At 39.5% G+C, this 16492-nt stretch carries 29 protein-coding genes; all 29 read left to right on the top strand.

Features of this window, described 5'->3' with window-relative positions:
* Nucleotides 1–148: 148 nt before the first annotated feature.
* The 29 genes from tuf (at nucleotide 149) to rpsM (ending at nucleotide 16477) form a co-directional block, all read left to right on the top strand.
* Nucleotides 149–1336, top strand: a complete 1188-nt coding sequence (tuf, locus tag IGM04_RS00720; RefSeq protein WP_002356194.1) for an elongation factor Tu — start codon at nucleotides 149–151, stop codon at nucleotides 1334–1336.
* A gap of 180 nt (nucleotides 1337–1516) precedes the next feature.
* The gene (thiD, locus tag IGM04_RS00725; RefSeq protein ID WP_033918136.1) at nucleotides 1517–2341 is read left to right on the top strand and encodes a bifunctional hydroxymethylpyrimidine kinase/phosphomethylpyrimidine kinase; all 825 of its coding nucleotides are present in this window, start codon (nucleotides 1517–1519) and stop codon (nucleotides 2339–2341) included.
* Between the two features lie 271 nt (nucleotides 2342–2612).
* Nucleotides 2613–3779, top strand: coding sequence for an SAM-dependent methyltransferase (locus IGM04_RS00730; RefSeq protein WP_002389616.1), 1167 nt, complete (start codon nucleotides 2613–2615; stop codon nucleotides 3777–3779).
* A 348-nt stretch (nucleotides 3780–4127) separates the two neighbouring features.
* Entirely contained in the window at nucleotides 4128–4436 is a 309-nt protein-coding gene (gene rpsJ / locus IGM04_RS00735; protein WP_002389727.1) for a 30S ribosomal protein S10, read from the top strand.
* A gap of 21 nt (nucleotides 4437–4457) precedes the next feature.
* On the top strand, nucleotides 4458–5087 hold the full coding sequence (gene rplC, locus IGM04_RS00740; protein ID WP_002356199.1) for a 50S ribosomal protein L3: 630 nt from the start codon (nucleotides 4458–4460) through the stop codon (nucleotides 5085–5087).
* Nucleotides 5088–5112: 25 nt separating this feature from the next.
* Nucleotides 5113–5736: a 50S ribosomal protein L4 gene (rplD, locus tag IGM04_RS00745; protein WP_002356200.1), complete on the top strand. Its 624-nt coding sequence runs from the start codon at nucleotides 5113–5115 to the stop codon at nucleotides 5734–5736.
* Complete coding sequence (locus tag IGM04_RS00750; RefSeq protein ID WP_002356203.1) at nucleotides 5736–6026, top strand: 50S ribosomal protein L23; 291 nt, start codon at nucleotides 5736–5738, stop codon at nucleotides 6024–6026. The genes rplD and IGM04_RS00750 overlap by 1 nt, the downstream gene beginning before the upstream one ends.
* 39 nt (nucleotides 6027–6065) lie before the next feature.
* A complete protein-coding gene (gene rplB, locus IGM04_RS00755) occupies nucleotides 6066–6896 on the top strand; it encodes a 50S ribosomal protein L2 (RefSeq protein ID WP_002356204.1) in 831 nt (276 codons plus the stop codon).
* A 42-nt stretch (nucleotides 6897–6938) separates the two neighbouring features.
* On the top strand, nucleotides 6939–7217 hold the full coding sequence (gene rpsS, locus IGM04_RS00760) for a 30S ribosomal protein S19 (RefSeq protein WP_002356205.1): 279 nt from the start codon (nucleotides 6939–6941) through the stop codon (nucleotides 7215–7217).
* A gap of 21 nt (nucleotides 7218–7238) precedes the next feature.
* Entirely contained in the window at nucleotides 7239–7586 is a 348-nt protein-coding gene (rplV, locus tag IGM04_RS00765) for a 50S ribosomal protein L22 (RefSeq protein WP_002356206.1), read from the top strand.
* Between the two features lie 66 nt (nucleotides 7587–7652).
* Entirely contained in the window at nucleotides 7653–8309 is a 657-nt protein-coding gene (gene rpsC / locus IGM04_RS00770; protein ID WP_002356207.1) for a 30S ribosomal protein S3, read from the top strand.
* Between the two features lie 2 nt (nucleotides 8310–8311).
* Nucleotides 8312–8746, top strand: coding sequence for a 50S ribosomal protein L16 (gene rplP, locus IGM04_RS00775; RefSeq protein ID WP_002356208.1), 435 nt, complete (start codon nucleotides 8312–8314; stop codon nucleotides 8744–8746).
* Nucleotides 8736–8924, top strand: coding sequence for a 50S ribosomal protein L29 (gene rpmC / locus IGM04_RS00780; protein ID WP_002383858.1), 189 nt, complete (start codon nucleotides 8736–8738; stop codon nucleotides 8922–8924). Before rplP ends, rpmC begins: the two co-directional genes overlap by 11 nt.
* A 23-nt stretch (nucleotides 8925–8947) precedes the next feature.
* Nucleotides 8948–9214: a 30S ribosomal protein S17 gene (rpsQ, locus tag IGM04_RS00785; protein ID WP_002359348.1), complete on the top strand. Its 267-nt coding sequence runs from the start codon at nucleotides 8948–8950 to the stop codon at nucleotides 9212–9214.
* Nucleotides 9215–9271: 57 nt separating this feature from the next.
* Nucleotides 9272–9640, top strand: coding sequence for a 50S ribosomal protein L14 (gene rplN / locus IGM04_RS00790; protein WP_002356211.1), 369 nt, complete (start codon nucleotides 9272–9274; stop codon nucleotides 9638–9640).
* 35 nt (nucleotides 9641–9675) lie between these two features.
* Nucleotides 9676–9987, top strand: a complete 312-nt coding sequence (gene rplX, locus IGM04_RS00795; protein ID WP_002356212.1) for a 50S ribosomal protein L24 — start codon at nucleotides 9676–9678, stop codon at nucleotides 9985–9987.
* 25 nt (nucleotides 9988–10012) lie between these two features.
* Nucleotides 10013–10552, top strand: coding sequence for a 50S ribosomal protein L5 (gene rplE, locus IGM04_RS00800; protein ID WP_002356213.1), 540 nt, complete (start codon nucleotides 10013–10015; stop codon nucleotides 10550–10552).
* Nucleotides 10553–10570: 18 nt separating this feature from the next.
* Complete coding sequence (locus IGM04_RS00805) at nucleotides 10571–10756, top strand: type Z 30S ribosomal protein S14 (protein ID WP_002356214.1); 186 nt, start codon at nucleotides 10571–10573, stop codon at nucleotides 10754–10756.
* Between the two features lie 35 nt (nucleotides 10757–10791).
* Entirely contained in the window at nucleotides 10792–11190 is a 399-nt protein-coding gene (gene rpsH, locus IGM04_RS00810) for a 30S ribosomal protein S8 (protein ID WP_002356215.1), read from the top strand.
* Between the two features lie 31 nt (nucleotides 11191–11221).
* Nucleotides 11222–11758: a 50S ribosomal protein L6 gene (gene rplF / locus IGM04_RS00815; RefSeq protein ID WP_002356217.1), complete on the top strand. Its 537-nt coding sequence runs from the start codon at nucleotides 11222–11224 to the stop codon at nucleotides 11756–11758.
* A gap of 160 nt (nucleotides 11759–11918) precedes the next feature.
* Nucleotides 11919–12275 (top strand): 50S ribosomal protein L18, encoded by a 357-nt coding sequence (rplR, locus tag IGM04_RS00820; RefSeq protein WP_002356218.1) that lies wholly within the window; start codon nucleotides 11919–11921, stop codon nucleotides 12273–12275.
* A 20-nt stretch (nucleotides 12276–12295) separates the two neighbouring features.
* Nucleotides 12296–12796, top strand: a complete 501-nt coding sequence (gene rpsE / locus IGM04_RS00825; RefSeq protein WP_086317582.1) for a 30S ribosomal protein S5 — start codon at nucleotides 12296–12298, stop codon at nucleotides 12794–12796.
* 14 nt (nucleotides 12797–12810) lie between these two features.
* Nucleotides 12811–12990 carry a 50S ribosomal protein L30 gene (gene rpmD / locus IGM04_RS00830; protein WP_002356220.1) on the top strand — a complete coding sequence of 60 codons (180 nt, stop codon included), beginning with the start codon at nucleotides 12811–12813 and terminating at the stop codon, nucleotides 12988–12990.
* Between the two features lie 47 nt (nucleotides 12991–13037).
* Nucleotides 13038–13478, top strand: coding sequence for a 50S ribosomal protein L15 (gene rplO / locus IGM04_RS00835; protein ID WP_002356221.1), 441 nt, complete (start codon nucleotides 13038–13040; stop codon nucleotides 13476–13478).
* Nucleotides 13479–14777, top strand: a complete 1299-nt coding sequence (secY, locus tag IGM04_RS00840) for a preprotein translocase subunit SecY (protein WP_002359350.1) — start codon at nucleotides 13479–13481, stop codon at nucleotides 14775–14777.
* Nucleotides 14778–14863: 86 nt separating this feature from the next.
* Nucleotides 14864–15514: an adenylate kinase gene (locus IGM04_RS00845; RefSeq protein WP_002356223.1), complete on the top strand. Its 651-nt coding sequence runs from the start codon at nucleotides 14864–14866 to the stop codon at nucleotides 15512–15514.
* 210 nt (nucleotides 15515–15724) lie between these two features.
* Nucleotides 15725–15943, top strand: coding sequence for a translation initiation factor IF-1 (gene infA / locus IGM04_RS00850; RefSeq protein WP_002356224.1), 219 nt, complete (start codon nucleotides 15725–15727; stop codon nucleotides 15941–15943).
* A gap of 32 nt (nucleotides 15944–15975) precedes the next feature.
* Entirely contained in the window at nucleotides 15976–16092 is a 117-nt protein-coding gene (gene rpmJ, locus IGM04_RS00855) for a 50S ribosomal protein L36 (RefSeq protein WP_002288710.1), read from the top strand.
* Between the two features lie 19 nt (nucleotides 16093–16111).
* On the top strand, nucleotides 16112–16477 hold the full coding sequence (gene rpsM, locus IGM04_RS00860; RefSeq protein ID WP_002356225.1) for a 30S ribosomal protein S13: 366 nt from the start codon (nucleotides 16112–16114) through the stop codon (nucleotides 16475–16477).
* Nucleotides 16478–16492 lie beyond the last annotated feature (15 nt).

Genomic DNA, 16492 nt, shown 5'->3' on the forward strand with positions numbered 1-16492 from the left:
TTCCTTGAGAATAAAAGGTTTGTTTTTAGAACTATCCTTTTTTCAAGATTTCGTGTAAAATAGCTTATGATGATCAGACGATTTTTAGTAACGTCTATCACATATAAAACAAACAATAAAATTTATATTTTTAGGAGGAACATTCAAAATGGCAAAAGAAAAATTTGACCGTTCTAAATCCCATGTTAACATTGGTACTATCGGACACGTTGACCATGGTAAAACTACATTAACAGCTGCAATTGCTACTGTATTATCAAAACACGGTGGCGGGGAAGCACAAAGCTACGATTCTATCGATAACGCTCCAGAAGAAAAAGAACGTGGAATCACAATCAACACTTCTCATATCGAATATGAAACTGAAACTCGTCACTATGCACACGTTGACTGCCCAGGACACGCGGACTACGTTAAAAACATGATCACTGGTGCTGCTCAAATGGACGGAGCTATCTTAGTAGTTTCTGCTGCTGATGGTCCTATGCCTCAAACACGTGAACATATCTTATTATCACGTAACGTTGGTGTACCATACATCGTTGTATTCTTAAACAAAATGGATATGGTTGATGACGAAGAATTATTAGAATTAGTAGAAATGGAAGTTCGTGACTTATTATCAGAATACGATTTCCCAGGCGATGATGTTCCAGTTATCGCAGGTTCTGCTTTGAAAGCTTTAGAAGGCGACGAGTCTTATGAAGAAAAAATCTTAGAATTAATGGCTGCAGTTGACGAATATATCCCAACTCCAGAACGTGATACTGACAAACCATTCATGATGCCAGTCGAAGACGTATTCTCAATCACTGGACGTGGTACTGTTGCTACAGGCCGTGTTGAACGTGGTGAAGTTCGCGTTGGTGACGAAGTTGAAATCGTTGGTATTAAAGACGAAACATCTAAAACAACTGTTACAGGTGTTGAAATGTTCCGTAAATTATTAGACTACGCTGAAGCAGGCGACAACATCGGTGCTTTATTACGTGGTGTAGCACGTGAAGATATCGAACGTGGACAAGTATTAGCTAAACCAGCTACAATCACTCCACACACAAAATTCAAAGCTGAAGTATACGTATTATCAAAAGAAGAAGGCGGACGTCACACTCCATTCTTCACTAACTACCGTCCTCAATTCTACTTCCGTACAACAGACGTTACTGGTGTTGTAGAATTGCCAGAAGGTACTGAAATGGTAATGCCTGGTGATAACGTTGCTATGGACGTTGAATTAATTCACCCAATCGCTATCGAAGACGGAACTCGTTTCTCTATTCGTGAAGGCGGACGTACTGTAGGTTCAGGCGTTGTTACTGAAATCGTTAAATAATTAACTTTTTAACTATAGCTTTAACCAGCGTAAAAAACTGGGGTATTCGGACGTAAGACCAGAGAATTTATTCTCTGGTCTTTTTTTGTTTAGAAATTGGCTGGCTAAAAAATAAGCCAATTGGCTGTTTTAGCAGACTTGTTTCTTCCGTATACTTGGAGAAAAAGGTTAGGTGATTTAATGGAAAAAGTATTGACGATTGCAGGCTCCGATTCAACTGGAGGGGCAGGGATTCAAGCAGATTTAAAAACATTTGAAGAGTATGGAGTTTTTGGATTTTCAAGTTTAACCTCGATTGTGACGATGGATCCTACAACAGGTTGGTCACATGAAGTAACTGAATTGCCAGAAACGCTCTTAGAAAAACAATTGATTTCGGTTTTTGCAGGCGGCCCAGTAGCGGCCTTGAAAACAGGGATGATGGGCAATGAACAAAATATTAAAATGGCTAGTAAGTACATTAAACAAGAGAAAATTCAAAAAGTCGTGATTGACCCAGTCATTGCTTGTAAGGGCACGGCACAAATTCTGCAACCCAAAAGTGTGGAAGGCCTAAAAAACGATTTACTGCCATTAGCATTAGTGGCCACGCCTAATTTAATTGAAGCGGGCATCTTATCTGGTTTAGGCGAAATTTCTTCCGTGGCGGAGATGGAAGAAGCGGCAAAACGAATTGTACAAATGGGAGCCGAGCATGTCGTGGTTAAAGGGGGACATCGCTTAGCTGGTGAAAAAGCACTGGACTTGTTTTACGATGGTCACACCGCGCATCTTTTGGAAAATGAATTATATCCAACTGATTATAATCATGGTGCAGGTTGTACTTTTTCAGCGGCAATCACAGCTGGCTTGGCGAAAGGTTATTCGGTGTTAGAAGCAGTAACTTTAGCGAAAAAATTTGTAGCAGCGGCGATTAAACACGGTATTCAAGTTAATCCTTATGTGGGGCACGTGTGGCATGGCGCTTACACTCATGCGGAACAACGGATGCGTAAGAAAGCATAATGTTTAGAACTAGAGGAGTCTGTCAAGGACTGGCTCTAGTTTTTTTGTGATAAAGAATAACAATAGTAGGTATTACGTTAAAAGAATGTTCAAATTTTTAAAAGAGGAGTAGAATAGAACTGTAATTGCAAAAAAAGAAGCGGAACATAGAAGGGGTGATAACTTTTCTGTGCTTCAGTTTAGAACGGACTGTGGTGTTTGTTTTGACGAACTACCGGAAAGCGACTTCTTTTTGTTTTGGCTTCAAATGGTATTTAATGGAGGGAATGCAATGTTAGAAAAAGAAACGTACAGTCAACTGTTTAAATGGTCTTTTTCAAAAAAGACACAAGTCACATACTGGGATGGTACCGTCAAAGAGTATGGGCAAGGGTCGGGGGATCCGGTTTTTAAAATTGTATTCAATGAAAAAATTCCTGTGAAGGATTTACTGAATAACGCTTCATTAACTTTAGGGGAAGCCTACATGGATCGCAAAATTGAAATCGAAGGCGATATCCAAGCGCTGATTTATGATGTGTATAACCAAAAGGATAGCTTTTTACACAATGCTAAATTTATTAAATGGCTTCCTAAAGAAAGTCATTCAAAAAAACGTTCGCAAGAGGATATTCACAGCCATTACGATCTAGGAAATGATTTTTACAAAAAATGGCTTGACCAAACAATGACGTATTCATGTGCTTATTTTAAAACGCCTGAAGATACATTAGAACAAGCGCAAGTGAATAAAGTTCATCATATTTTAGATAAATTGTTTATCAAAGAGGGGGACACTTTACTGGATATTGGCTGCGGCTGGGGCACATTAATTTTAACTGCGGTGAAAGAATATGGAGCCAAAGCAACTGGGATTACATTAAGTGAAGAGCAATTTCATCATATTCGCCATATTATAGAAAAAGAAGGTCTACAAGATCGAATGACTGTCAAGTTGATGGATTATCGTGATTTAAAAGGAGAGTCTTTTGATCATATTACGAGTGTTGGGATGTTTGAACATGTCGGTGCGGAAAATCTACATGAATATTTTGATGTCGTTCAGCGGAATTTAGCGCCTAAAGGTACGGCGTTGATTCATGGGATCAGTCGCCAACAAGGTGGGGCTAAAAATGCTTGGATTAATCGTTATATTTTCCCAGGTGGCTATATTCCTGGTGTCACTGAGCTAGTCGGCCATATGACAGAAAACGACTTGCAAGTGATTGACTTGGAAAGTTTGCGCAGAGATTATCAATTGACGTTGGAACATTGGACAAAAAACTTCCATAATATAGAAACAGAAATTGTTGACGAAAAAGGCGAGCGCTTCTATCGAATGTGGGACTTATATTTGCAAGCATGTGCAGCCTCATTCCAAGCAAGCAATATTGATGTTATTCAATATTTATTGGTTCATCCAGATAACAATGATATTCCAATGCGCCGGATTGGTTAATAGAATAAAAAAGAAAGAATTTGAGATTCTGGTAAAAAAGGAATCCCAAATTCTTTTTTTATAAAAATAGAATGAAAAGAATTGAAAAACAAAACAAATGCTTTTCAAAACAAGAAAAAATTCTTTCGAAAAAACGCAGAAAATCCTTGCTAACACTATCCTTTCATAGTATAATCAAAAAGGTGCTGTTTACAGGAGTGTAAAAAGCATTGGTAGATCAACGATTTGATTTGCCGGCTGTGAAGCGAGAGGTTGCGACACGCTCGGACGCTTTGCCATGAACGAGCATGCCGGATAAATTTTCGTGGAGCTATGTCTACTTTTAAAATAGGCGAAGGAGGGAACAAGATGGCAAAACAAAAAATTCGTATCCGTTTAAAAGCGTATGAACACCGTATTTTAGATCAATCAGCGGATAAAATTGTGGAAACAGCAAAAAGAACTGGAGCTGACGTATCAGGTCCGATTCCATTACCAACAGAACGCTCACTTTACACAGTTATTCGTGCGACTCATAAATACAAAGATTCTCGCGAACAATTCGAAATGCGTACTCACAAACGTCTAATTGACATTGTGAACCCAACACCAAAAACAGTTGACGCTCTAATGAAGCTTGACTTACCGTCTGGTGTTAATATTGAAATCAAACTATAAAATTAAGATGGAGGTGTACTCATGACCAAAGGAATCTTAGGGAAAAAAGTGGGAATGACACAAATCTTTACTGAGTCTGGTGAATTAATTCCAGTAACAGTAGTTGAAGCTACGCCAAACGTAGTTTTACAAGTAAAAACTGTTGAAACTGACGGATACGAAGCTATCCAAGTTGGTTACCAAGACAAACGTGAAGTTTTATCAAACAAACCTGCGAAAGGTCATGTTGCAAAAGCAAACACGGCTCCTAAGCGCTTCATTAAAGAATTCAAGAATGTTGAGCTAGGAGAATATGAAGTAGGTAAAGAAATCAAAGTAGATGTTTTCCAAGCAGGAGACGTTGTTGATGTTACAGGTACTACGAAAGGTAAAGGATTCCAAGGGGCAATCAAACGTCACGGCCAAAGCCGCGGACCTATGTCTCATGGTTCTCGTTATCACCGTCGTCCTGGGTCAATGGGTCCAGTAGCGCCTAACCGTGTATTTAAAAATAAACGACTAGCCGGCCGTATGGGTGGCGACCGCGTAACAATTCAAAACCTTGAAGTTGTTAAAGTGGACGTAGAAAGAAATGTTATCTTAATCAAAGGAAACATTCCTGGAGCGAAAAAATCTTTAATCACAATCAAATCAGCTGTGAAAGCTAAATAAGTGTAGGGAAAGGAGGAACTAAGGAATGCCGAATGTAGCATTATTCAAACAAGATGGAACTCAAAACGGTGAAATCACTTTAAATGAAGAAATCTTCGGAATCGAACCTAATGAAAGTGTTGTCTATGATGCAATCATCATGCAACGTGCTTCATTAAGACAAGGAACACACGCAGTTAAAAACCGTAGCGCTGTTCGTGGCGGTGGCCGCAAACCATGGCGTCAAAAAGGAACTGGTCGTGCTCGTCAAGGTTCAATCCGTTCACCACAATGGCGTGGAGGTGGCGTAGTCTTTGGACCAACACCGCGTTCATACAGCTACAAACTTCCTAAAAAAGTTCGTCGCTTAGCAATGAAATCTGTATTATCAGACAAAGTTGCTGAAAATAACTTGGTAGCAGTAGAAGGTTTAAGCTTCGATGCACCAAAAACAAAAGAATTCAAACAAGTTCTTGCTAACTTGTCTATCGATACTAAAGTATTAGTTGTTTTAGAAAATGGTAACGACTTTGCAGCTTTATCAGCTCGTAACTTACCAAACGTTTCTGTAGTAACTTCTGATAACGTTAGTGTGTTAGATGTTGTGTCAGCTAACAAAGTCTTGGCAACACAAACAGCTCTTACTCAAATTGAGGAGGTGCTTGCATAATGGAATTACTAGACGTAATCAAACGCCCAGTGATCACTGAAAAATCCATGTTAGCTATGGACGAAAAGAAATATACTTTCGAAGTGGACACTCGCGCAAACAAAACTTTAGTAAAACAAGCTGTTGAATCAGCATTCGATGTTAAAGTAGCAAACGTAAACATCTTAAACGTGCGTCCAAAATTCAAACGCATGGGTAAATATGCAGGTTATACAAAAAAACGTCGCAAAGCGATCGTTACATTAACTGAAGATTCAAAAGAAATTCAATTATTCGAAGCTGCTGAATAAGCAGTCCTGAACAATATCAACGTAGGAGGGAAATAAGACGTGGCGATTAAAAAGTACAAACCTACCACAAATGGCCGTCGTAACATGACAAGTTCTGATTTCGCTGAAATCACAACTTCAACACCAGAAAAATCATTGTTACAGCCATTAAAAAACAATGCCGGTCGTAACAACAACGGTCGCATTACGGTTCGTCACCAAGGTGGCGGTCACAAACGTCAATACCGTGTGATTGACTTCAAACGTAATAAAGATAACGTCGCAGCGGTTGTTAAAACGATCGAGTACGATCCAAACCGTTCTGCTAACATCGCGTTAGTTCATTACGAAGACGGGGTTAAGGCATACATCTTAGCACCAAAAGGATTAGAAGTAGGCATGCGCCTAGTATCTGGTCCAGAAGCAGATATTAAAGTAGGTAACGCATTACCATTGGAAAACATTCCAGTTGGTACAGTTATCCACAACATTGAAATGAAACCTGGTAAAGGTGGACAATTAATCCGTTCAGCTGGAACAAGCGCGCAAGTACTTGGTAAAGAAGGCAAATACGTATTAATCCGCTTAAACTCTGGCGAAGTTCGTATGATCTTAGCAACTTGCCGTGCAACAATCGGTTCAGTTGGTAACGAACAACACGAATTAATCAACATTGGTAAAGCTGGCCGCTCTCGTTGGATGCGTAAACGCCCAACTGTTCGTGGTAGCGTAATGAACCCTAACGATCACCCACACGGTGGTGGTGAAGGTAAAACACCAATTGGACGTAAAGCGCCAGTATCTCCATGGGGTCAACCAGCAATTGGATACAAAACACGTAATAAAAAAGCTAAATCAGACAAACTTATCGTTCGTCGTCGTACTAAATAATTTTTTTGACCATGTGTCGTACATTTTGAGAGGAGGTTCACCATGGGTCGTAGTTTAAAAAAAGGACCTTTCGTCGATGATCATTTGATGAAAAAGGTCGAAGCACAACAAGGTGCCGAAAAGAAAAAAGTAATTAAAACTTGGTCTCGCCGCTCTACAATTTTTCCATCATTCGTAGGTTTCACAATCGCTGTATATGATGGACGGAAACATGTCCCTGTTTACATTCAAGAAGACATGGTAGGACATAAATTAGGTGAATTTGCACCAACTAGAACTTATCGTGGCCACGTTGCTGACGATAAAAAAACTAAACGCTAATTTTGAGGGGAGGATATGCAAATGTCAGAACAAATTACATCAGCTAAAGCAACTGCAAAAACAGTTCGCACTTCACCTCGTAAAGCACGTTTAGTAATCGATCTTATCAGAGGGAAAAGCGTTGCGGATGCAATTTCAATCTTGAAATTCACACCGAACAAGTCTGCTGGAATCATTGAAAAAGTTTTAATGTCAGCAGTTGCTAACGCAGAAAACAACTTTGACTTAGACGTTGAAAGCTTAGTCGTATCTGAAGCATTTGTTAACGAAGGACCAACAATGAAACGTTTCCGTCCTCGTGCAAAAGGTTCAGCTTCACCAATCAACAAACGTACTAGTCACATCACAGTAGTTGTAACAGAGAAATAAGTCTCATGAAATAGACTGTTTTCTTTATGAAAACAGAGCTTAAACATTTAAGAGGAGGGACAATCAGTGGGTCAAAAAGTACATCCAATTGGAATGCGTGTAGGCATCATCCGCGACTGGGATGCGAAATGGTATGCTGAAAAAGAGTATGCTGAATTCTTACACGAAGATTTAAGAATCCGTAAATTTATCGCAACAAAACTTGCTGATGCTGCTGTATCTACAATTGAAATCGAACGCGCTGCAAACCGTGTTAACATTTCAATTCACACAGCTAAACCAGGTATGGTTATCGGTAAAGGCGGATCTGAAGTCGAAAACCTAAGAAAAGAATTAAACAAATTAACTGGCAAACGAGTTCACATCAACATCGTTGAAATCAAAAAACCAGATTTAGATGCAAAATTAGTAGGCGAAGGAATTGCACGTCAATTAGAAAACCGTGTTGCTTTCCGTCGTGCTCAAAAACAAGCCATCCAACGCGCAATGCGTGCTGGCGCTAAAGGAATCAAAACTCAAGTATCAGGTCGTCTAAACGGTGCGGATATCGCTCGTTCAGAAGGATACTCTGAAGGAACTGTACCACTTCATACATTACGTGCGGACATTGATTACGCATGGGAAGAAGCGGACACTACTTACGGAAAACTAGGAGTTAAAGTGTGGATCTATCGTGGAGAAATTCTTCCAACGAAAAAAAACACTGAGAAAGGAGGGAAATAATCATGTTAGTACCTAAACGTGTAAAACACCGTCGTGAATTCCGCGGAAAAATGCGCGGTGAAGCTAAAGGCGGAAAAGAAGTAGCATTTGGTGAATGGGGTTTACAAGCAACTGAATCTCACTGGATTACTAACCGTCAAATCGAAGCAGCCCGTATTGCAATGACTCGTTACATGAAACGTGGCGGGAAAGTATGGATTAAAATTTTCCCTCACAAGTCTTACACAAGTAAAGCTATCGGCGTACGTATGGGTAAAGGTAAAGGGGCACCAGAAGGCTGGGTATCACCAGTTAAACGTGGTAAAATCATGTTTGAAATCGCAGGCGTTCCTGAAGAAGTAGCTCGTGAAGCTCTTCGTCTTGCATCTCACAAATTGCCGGTAAAAACTAAGATCGTAAAACGTGAGGAAATGGGTGGTGAATCGAATGAAGGTTAAAGAAATCAGAGAATTAACCACTGCCGAAATGCTAGATAAAGAAAAACAATTAAAAGAAGAATTGTTCAACTTAAGATTCCAATTAGCAACAGGTCAATTAGAAAACACTGCACGTATTAAAGAAGTACGTCAATCGATTGCACGCATCAAAACAGTATTGCGTGAACAAGCTAACTAATAGTGGAAGGAGGCCAAACGCGTATGACTGAAGAAAGAAATCAACGTAAAGTTTACCAAGGTCGCGTGGTATCAGACAAAATGGATAAAACAATCACAGTTGTCGTTGAAACAAAGAAAAACCACCCTATCTATGGCAAACGTATGAAATATTCTAAAAAATATAAAGCGCATGATGAAAACAACACAGCGAAAGTTGGAGACATCGTAAAAATCATGGAAACTCGTCCATTATCAGCTACAAAACGTTTCCGTTTACTAGAGGTAGTCGAAGAAGCAGTTATTATCTAATAAAACGAGAATTTCCTAATAGATTGAAGCACAAAATCTGAAAGGGGGATACACATCGTGATCCAACAAGAAAGTCGTTTAAGAGTCGCTGACAATTCTGGCGCACGTGAAATTTTAACGATCAAAGTCCTAGGCGGATCTGGTCGTAAAACTGCTAACATCGGTGACGTTATTGTTGCTACTGTCAAACAAGCAACGCCAGGTGGGGTTGTTAAAAAAGGTGAAGTAGTTAAAGCCGTTATCGTTCGTACAAAATCTGGCGCTCGTCGTGCTGACGGTTCTTACATCAAATTTGATGAAAATGCTGCGGTAATTATCCGTGACGATAAAAGCCCACGCGGAACACGTATCTTCGGACCAGTTGCACGTGAATTACGTGAAAACAACTTCATGAAGATCGTTTCTCTAGCACCAGAAGTATTATAATCTCGAGCCCACGTTAAAGGAGGTGCGAAACAGTAATGTTTGTTAAAAAAGGCGATAAAGTAAAAGTTATCACTGGTAAAGATAAAAACAAAGAAGGCGTTGTCTTAGCAGCGTTTCCTAAACAAGATAAAGTTATCGTTGAAGGTGTCAACGTCGTTAAAAAACACCAAAAACCAAACCAAGCAGCCCCACAAGGTGGAATCCTTGAAGTGGAAGCGCCAATTCATGTTTCTAATGTAATGGTGATTGATCCTTCAAACGGAGAAGCTACTAAAGTTGCGTTTAAAGAAGTCGACGGCAAAAAAGTCCGCGTTTCTAAAAAAACAGGTGAAGTTTTAGATAAATAAAAATTGCGGAAGGAGGGCTTACTGAATGAACCGCCTGAAAGAAAAATATATTAAAGAAGTAACACCATCATTGGTGGAAAAATTTAATTACAGCTCAGTTATGCAAACACCTAAAGTTGATAAAATCGTTATCAACATGGGTGTGGGTGATGCAGTATCAAATGCTAAAAACTTAGACAAAGCTGTTGAAGAATTAGCATTAATCACTGGTCAAAAACCACTTATCACAAAAGCTAAAAAATCTATCGCTGGATTCCGTTTACGTGAAGGAATGCCAATCGGTGCGAAAGTAACGCTACGCGGCGAAAGAATGTACGAATTTTTAGATAAATTAGTAACAGTTTCTTTACCTCGTGTACGTGACTTCCACGGTGTCAGCAAAAAAGCTTTCGATGGTCGTGGTAACTATACTTTAGGTATTAAAGAACAATTAATCTTCCCAGAAGTTGATTATGATTTAGTAGATAAAGTACGCGGTATGGACATCGTAATTGTTACAACAGCGAACACTGACGAAGAGTCTCGCGAATTGTTGGCACAATTAGGTATGCCATTCCAAAAATAATATAAGGAGGCGAACTACGTGGCTAAAAAATCAATGATTGCTAAAAACAAACGTCCTGCTAAACATTCAACACAAGCTTATACTCGTTGTGAACGTTGTGGACGTCCACATTCAGTTTATCGTAAATTTCATCTTTGCCGTATTTGCTTCCGCGAACTTGCCTATAAAGGTCAAATTCCCGGCGTGAAGAAAGCTAGCTGGTAAACAAGTAAACTCGCATAAAGGAGGTAAATAGTTCAATGGTCATGACAGATCCAATTGCAGATTTTCTAACTCGCATTCGTAATGCGAACATGGTTAAACATGAAACTTTAGAAGTACCTGCTTCAAAAATCAAACGTGATATCGCAGAAATCCTGAAACGTGAAGGATTTATCCGCGACGTAGAATACATCGAAGATGACAAACAAGGCGTAATCCGTGTTTTCCTAAAATATGGTAAAAACGAAGAACGTGTTATCACAAACTTAAAACGTATTTCTAAACCAGGTTTACGTGCATACGTAAAAGCTGACGAAGTACCAAAAGTATTAAACGGTCTAGGAATTGCAATCATCTCTACATCAGAGGGTGTAATTACTGACAAAGAAGCTAGAGCGAAAAATATCGGCGGCGAAGTAATCGCCTACGTATGGTAATTCTAAAAAATACACAAGGAGGTGTCTCTAAGTGAGCCGTATTGGTAATAAAGTTGTTGTTCTTCCTGCTGGTGTTGAAATCAAGCAAGACGGAAACAACATTACAGTTAAAGGACCTAAAGGTGAATTAACACGCGAATTTTCTTCTGATATCAAAATGAACATCGAAGGAAACGAAGTGACATTCACTCGTCCAAACGATTCAAAAGAAATGAAAACAATCCACGGAACAACTCGTGCAAACTTCAACAACATGGTTGTTGGTGTTTCTGAAGGTTTCCAAAAAGCACTTGAACTTATCGGGGTCGGATACCGTGCCCAAGTACAAGGCAACAAATTAACTTTAAACGTTGGTTATTCTCATCCTGTCGAAATGACAGCACCAGAAGGCGTAACATTTGAAGTACCTGCGAACACACAAGTTATCGTTAAAGGCATCAACAAAGAAGTTGTTGGTGAATTAGCTGCTAACATCCGTGGCGTTCGTCCTCCAGAACCTTATAAAGGCAAAGGGATTCGCTATGTTGGTGAATTTGTACGCCGTAAAGAAGGTAAAACTGGTAAATAATAACAGCTGTGTAGAAAACAGAAGTCAACAACAAGCAACTGTCATTTTATGGGATTTTTCCAATAAAATGCTTTTGTCTTGTCTGCCAGCTTCTCTTTTCCGTAATCTGCTGACTGCTTGAAATATTAGTAGTAAACATTAAATCAAAGAGGTGAAAATTGTGATTACAAAACCAGATAAAAACAAAACACGTCAAAAGAGACATCGTCGTGTACGTAACAAAATCTCTGGTACTGCTGAGTGCCCACGCTTGAACATTTTCCGTTCTAACAAAAACATCTACGCGCAAGTCATTGATGACGTAGCGGGTGTGACGCTAGCAAGTGCCTCTGCCTTGGATAAAGAAATTTCAGGTGGAACAAAAACAGAAACAGCTGCAGCTGTTGGTAAACTAGTTGCTGAACGTGCCGCTGAAAAAGGCATCAAAAAAGTAGTCTTCGACCGTGGTGGATACCTTTACCATGGCCGCGTGCAAGCTTTAGCTGAAGCTGCTCGTGAAAATGGACTAGAATTTTAGGAGAAGGAGGAACACCATTCATGGTTTATATTGATCCAAAACATTTGGAATTAGAAGACCGCGTTGTAGCGATCAACCGTGTAACAAAAGTTGTTAAAGGTGGACGTCGTTTACGTTTCGCAGCTTTAGTTGTTGTCGGTGACAAAAACGGACACGTTGGTTTCGGTACTGGTAAAGCACAAGAAGTACCTGAAGCTATCCGTAAAGCAATCGAAGACGCGAAGAAAAACTTAGTTGAAGTGCCTATGGTTGGTTCTACTATCCCGCACGAAGTAATTGGCGTATTCGGTGGCGGCCGTATCCTTATGAAACCTGCAGTAGAAGGTTCTGGGGTAGCTGCTGGTGGACCAGTTCGTGCCGTATTGGAATTAGCTGGTGTAGCAGATATTACATCTAAATCACTAGGTTCAAACACACCTATTAACGTTGTTCGCGCAACTGTTGAAGGTCTAAAACAATTAAAACGTGCCGAAGAAGTGGCAACACTTCGCGGTAAATCTGTAGAAGAAATTATCGGTTAAGGAGGACAAAAATAATGGCTGAATTAAAAATTACTTTAAAACGCAGTGTTATCGGACGTCCTCAAAACCAACGTGCTACAGTTAAAGCGTTAGGTTTAGGTAAAGTGAATAGTACTGTTACAAAACCTGCCAATGAAGCAATCAAAGGTATGGTTAACACTATTTCACATTTAGTGGACGTAGAAGAAGTTTAAGATTTATAGATTTGTAATAGAAGATTGCTTAAGGAGGTGCCAAACCTATGAAACTTCATGAATTAAAACCTGCTGAGGGCTCACGCCAAGTACGTAACCGTGTTGGACGTGGTACTTCATCTGGTAATGGTAAAACAGCTGGCCGTGGACAAAAAGGGCAAAAAGCCCGTTCAGGCGGTGGTGTTCGTTTAGGATTTGAAGGGGGTCAAACTCCATTATTCCGTCGTTTACCAAAACGTGGGTTTACAAACATTAATCGTAAAGATTACGCTGTTGTGAACTTAGATACTTTAAACCGTTTTGAAGATGGAACAGAAGTAACTCCTGTTGTCCTAAAAGAAGCAGGAATCGTTAAAAACGAAAAAGCGGGAATCAAAGTTCTTGCAGATGGTGAGTTAACGAAAAAATTAACTGTGAAAGCAGCTAAATTCTCGAAATCAGCACAAGAAGCTATCGAAGCTGCTGGTGGTTCAATCGAGGTGATCTAATTGTTCAAGCTATTAAAGAACGCCTTTAAAGTCAAAGACATTAGATCAAAAATCTTATTTACAGTTTTAATCTTGTTTGTATTTCGCCTAGGTGCGCACATTACTGTGCCCGGGGTGAATGCAAAGGGATTGTCTGATTTAAGTAGCTTACCCTTTTTGAATATGTTGAATATGGTGAGTGGTAGTGCCATGCAAAACTTCTCTATCTTCTCGATGGGGGTTTCGCCATACATTACAGCCTCTATTATCATTCAACTATTGCAAATGGATATTGTACCTAGATTTGTAGAATGGTCAAAACAAGGGGAAGTTGGGCGTAAGAAATTAAATCAAGCTACAAGATATCTAACGATTGTCTTGGGTGTGGCTCAGTCAATGGGGATCACTGCTGGTTTTAATAGCTTAAGTCAAACTGGGATTGTAAACAATCCAACCTTAGGTACCTTTGTGATGATTGCAGTTATTTTAACTGCTGGGACGATGTTTGTGACTTGGATGGGTGAACAAATTACAGAAAAAGGAATCGGAAATGGTGTTTCAATGATTATTTTTGCCGGGATTATTTCTCGTTTGCCAGGAGCAGTCAAAGAAATCTATGAAGATTACTTCGTCAATATCGAGTCTTCTCGTATTTGGCAATCTGTTATTTTCATTGCAATCTTAGTTATTGCTATTTTGGTGATCGTTACAGTCGTAACGTTCTTCCAACAAGCAGAACGTAAGATTCCAATCCAATATACAAAACGTGTTTCTGGTGCACCAACAAGTAGTTATTTACCGTTAAAAGTAAATGCTGCTGGGGTTATTCCAGTTATCTTTGCCAGCTCGTTAATTGCAACACCAAATGCCATTTTACAAGCTTTCTCATCAAAATTCGCTGGTGAAAATTGGTATGACATTATGACAAAAATCTTCAGTTATAACACAGTTCCAGGGGCAATCATCTATACTGTCCTAATCGTTGCGTTTACGTTCTTCTATGCATTTGTTCAAGTAAACCCTGAGAAATTAGCGGAAAACTTACAAAAACAAGGAAGCTACATTCCAAGCGTGCGACCAGGTAAAGGTACAGAAGAATATGTATCTGGCGTGTTAATGAGATTAAGTGTTGTCGGCTCAATTTTCCTAGGACTTGTTGCTTTACTTCCAATCATTGCGCAAATGGTTTGGAACTTACCTCAATCAATCGGTTTAGGTGGAACAAGTTTACTAATCGTTATCGGGGTTGCATTAGAAACAACGAAACAATTAGAAGGATTAATGATGAAACGTCAATATGTCGGCTTTATCAATAAGTAAGAATCGAGTGTTGAGGTTTTACCTCAGCACCATTCTCACATATGGCTAGCTTCATAAGCCGGTCTTTAAAATTAGGAGGAGAATATATGAACCTCATTTTAATGGGATTACCTGGAGCAGGTAAAGGCACCCAAGCAGAAAAAATCATTGATACGTATGGCATTCCACATATTTCTACTGGAGATATGTTCCGTGCAGCAATGAAAAATGAAACTGCCTTGGGCCTAGAAGCGAAATCTTATATCGATAAAGGTGAACTGGTTCCTGACGAAGTAACAAACGGAATTGTTAAAGAACGCCTTGCTGAACCAGACACAGACAAAGGATTCCTATTAGATGGTTTCCCACGTACACTGGATCAAGCAAAAGCATTAGATACAATGCTTAAAGAATTAAACAAAAAAATTGATGCTGTCATTGACATCCATGTAGAAGAAGATGTATTAATCGAGCGTTTAGCTGGACGATTCATCTGTCGCACATGTGGCGCAACGTATCATAAATTATTCAACCCGCCAAAAGTTGAAGGCACTTGTGATCGCTGTGGCGGACATGAATTCTACCAAAGAGAAGATGATAAGCCCGAAACGGTTAAAAATCGTTTGGCAGTCAACATTGAAAGTAGCGCACCAATCTTAGCTTTCTATAAAGAACAAGGCTTGATGCATACAATCGATGGCAATCGCGAAATCGATACTGTTTTTTCTGATGTGAAAAAAATCATTGACGAAAACTAATTTCCAATTGCCCGCAGTTTAACCCTGTTGTTGTATTCAGTTTCTCTTGCCAAAACATAACTAAATATGGTAGAATATATCAGTCCGACTTCTACAGTTTTGTGACATCAAAATGAATAACGAAGTTAGTTGAGAATTTCTAGGTGGGAGCTGGAGTTTCCGCCGTTTTATCGTGTGAAAACGCGAAACAAGTACAAGGAGGTACTGTGCGTGGCAAAAGAAGATATGATTGAAGTCGAAGGTACAGTCGTCGAAACTTTGCCGAATGCAATGTTTAAAGTCGAACTAGAAAATGGACACCAAGTTCTTGCTACTGTTTCAGGTAAAATCCGTATGCACTACATCCGTATCTTACCTGGTGACAAAGTAACAGTTGAATTATCACCGTATGATTTAACGCGTGGCCGTATTACTTATCGCTTTAAATAATTGTACTCCGTAAAACCACAGGAGGTATTATCATGAAAGTAAGACCATCAGTAAAACCAATGTGTGAACATTGTAAAGTAATTCGCCGTAAAGGACGTGTTATGGTTATTTGCCCAGCAAATCCAAAACATAAACAACGTCAAGGATAATTAGGAGGTGTAACGAATAATGGCTCGTATTGCAGGAGTAGACATCCCTCGTGACAAACGTGTAGTAGTTTCTCTTACTTACATTTATGGTATTGGTAACACTACAGCTAAAAAAGTTTTAGCAAACGTTGGCGTATCTGAAGATGTTCGTGTACGTGATTTAACAAACGAACAAACAGATGCGATTCGTGCGGAAATTGATAAGTTAAAAGTTGAAGGGGATCTTCGTCGTGAAGTGAACTTAAACATCAAACGCTTGATGGAAATCGGTTCATACCGTGGAATCCGTCACCGTCGTGGATTACCAACTCGTGGACAAAACACGAAAAATAATGCACGTACTCGTAAAGGCCCTACTAAAACAGTAGCAGGCAAGAAAAAATAATTCCTAAGTGAAGGA

The sequence above is a fragment of the Enterococcus sp. DIV2385 genome (assembly GCF_051711925.1).
Taxonomy (GTDB): domain Bacteria; phylum Bacillota; class Bacilli; order Lactobacillales; family Enterococcaceae; genus Enterococcus; species Enterococcus faecalis.